This is a genomic window from Tumebacillus flagellatus, assembly GCF_000714935.1.
GTDB classification, from domain to species: domain Bacteria; phylum Bacillota; class Bacilli; order Tumebacillales; family Tumebacillaceae; genus Tumebacillus; species Tumebacillus flagellatus.
The window spans coordinates 1-2454 of sequence record NZ_JMIR01000080.1 but is presented as its reverse complement, the minus strand read 5'-3'; the positions used below and the strand labels follow the sequence as shown (position 1 = coordinate 2454).

Sequence of the window (2454 nt, the reverse complement as noted above, 5' to 3'; positions counted from 1 at the left end):
TGGTCAGACCGGCGAGGGGAAACATCCACTTTTTCACTCTCTTCACTCCTTGGGTTTTGTTGTTCATACAGGCATTTATTAGTATATCGGAAAAATTTATGCAGTTCTATAATAGATCGATTCTTGATTATTATTGCAGATGAAATTTAAAATGGGGGAGAATGAGGTGAAATAATGTTACAAGCAGACCCCCAGAATCTGCGCTATGCCGCCTCGCGTCTTTCGGCAGGGGCGAGTGAACTTCGCAGGCTTGCCAGTCGAGCAGTCGGGTACAAAACGGAGCTCGTCACGACGAATTGGAGAGGGACGGCTTCTCAAGCGTTTGACCAAAAAGCGGAACTTCAAGCCGGCTACCTCCGAAAAACCGCCGATGCCTTGGAAAAAGCGGTTCCCGCCTTGAACCAACTGGCCAATCACATCGACAGCATCATGGACTTGCGAAGGCGGGCGGAGCAGTTTGAGCAAGCAAGTTGGGAATACGGCGGGGATTCGATCGATGATTTGCACCACCGCCAAAACCTCGCCCGCCAAGCAGCCTCCTTGCGTCAACAAGCCGAGTGGGAAGCGAATCAAGCAGATGCAGCGGCTGCCAGTCAGTTCCATGAGATCCTGTCCCTGATCCCAGGGGTTGGCGATCTGTTGAACCAGCACCATGAGATGCCGACAACCACCTTGGCTGACATCAAGCGTCAAGATGATATCCACGAGACGTTGATCGAAGCGATCTTCCAGTTTTACAAGTCGAAGCAATCCGAGGACTGGTCTGACGCAGAACGTTCCGAGACGGCCTCGCAATATTTGATCGACACAAACAAGATGAGCAGCCAAGACCTGTACAACATGCTGGAAAAACTGCTGTCCGACGATGAACGAGCCGCACATTATCAAAAACTTATCCAAGACCACAACTTCGACGCCGACGCCTACTTGGAGAATGATGCAGGGTATAAAGGGTACGTGTTCGAACAAGCCTTCCAATCTGAAAGCCCTGGCAGCACGGCCATCGCGGGAATCCAATTCGCCGTGTTTACCATGAAGGCGCTTCTGCCTAAATTTCAGGCTGACCGAGGGGCTTCTACTAATGGAGTCGTTCATATATCAGGTGAAGGTGCTGATTGGATAGGTCAGAGGAACCCTGTATGGTTGAGCGATAATTTTAAGGTTGTTAATTTCAAAGGGTCCGTAAAAGTCAATGGAGAAACTAGAGATGTAAGTCGAAAGGTTTACCAAAATGCCGAGATCGATTGGGAGTATGTCGATCCAAATACCGGATTAACGAATCGGGAACGAGCAAAAATGGGAAATGCACCAATAGGGCCAGATGGGTTTCCCATCGAACTTCACCACACTATACAAAAGGAACCTGGCCCAATGGTTGAGTTGACATATACTCAACATAAACAATATTACTCTACGTTACATGGACTGATAGAGGATGGGAATAGCTTTCGTAACAATGGCATGCTTGAAAAGCAGTACAATAATTTTAGGGCAAAATACTGGCGATGGAGAGCCAATCAGTTAGACTGAGTAATTTTCTAGTTTGGAGGAATTTGGATGAATCAGCAAGACATAAAGATTCTGATCACTAGCCAGGAAGAAAGTTTTTTCTTTACCGGAGGTGTAGGAGAAGAGGACATACAGGACATAGAAGCGCAGCTCAATGTTGAGGTTCCAGAAAGTTACAAATGGTTTCTGATGAATTATGGATTTGGCGGGATTAACGGTGTGTTGATCAATGGTGTCGCTCTTGATAAATCCCTGCAGGTCGTGAAAGCTACAAAAAGTCTACGGGAATATGGACTGCCGGAGAGCTTGGTTGTTGTAGAAAACATGGATGAATACGTGTATTGTTTCGATACAGCCCGAATGGATGGAGGCGAATGTCCAATTGTCGATTGGGATCAAAAGTTTGGTATTGGAAAAAAACAATATCGTAACTTATATGAGTATCTGTACGATAGATTTTCCGATGCAATTGAAAATCTATAGTAGGGAATGGTCCTTCATAAAAAATGATGCATACGACAAGAGTGATTGGCGATCGAACGTTTATTGTGACAAGTGAAGATTTTCTAGAACCACAAGCCGAATCGCTGTTAGAACTCATCAAAGGGATCAACAAACTCATTCCATCCATGATGGAATGAAAATACAAGTGGGGTGAACGATTCTTTCAGCCGTTGAACAAAACGGTGTGATGAAACTCGTAGCTCCAAATTATGAGACGAACCCGTTTACCGAAGTGACGGATGACCTTACCTTATCCCTATCGGTTCAGCTCGCACAGAATCATGTGCTTACGAAATTGAGTGTAGACGGAGAAACCTCTCTCTTCCAAGACAAAATCATCGCAGCCAAAGGAGCAATCGATCTGGAGCGTGTCTATCTGGAACGTTCTACACATCAAACAGAAGGCGATTCAGGCTGGTACTTGGGTCCTGTTGACAATTC

General features: G+C 45.9%; 3 protein-coding genes. All 3 read left to right on the top strand.

Annotation, left to right across the window (positions count from 1 at the left end; genetic code table 11):
• Window positions 1–174 precede the first annotated feature (174 nt).
• Window positions 175–1530, top strand: a complete 1356-nt coding sequence (locus EL26_RS24800) for an HNH/ENDO VII family nuclease (RefSeq protein WP_081857436.1) — start codon at window positions 175–177, stop codon at window positions 1528–1530.
• Window positions 1531–1557: 27 nt separating this feature from the next.
• Entirely contained in the window at window positions 1558–1992 is a 435-nt protein-coding gene (locus EL26_RS22960) for an SMI1/KNR4 family protein (protein WP_038094805.1), read from the top strand.
• Window positions 1993–2200: 208 nt separating this feature from the next.
• Window positions 2201–2454, top strand: a 254-nt coding sequence (locus EL26_RS26355) for an immunity protein Imm33 domain-containing protein (RefSeq protein WP_420802087.1), incomplete at its 3' end; no start/stop codon positions are given.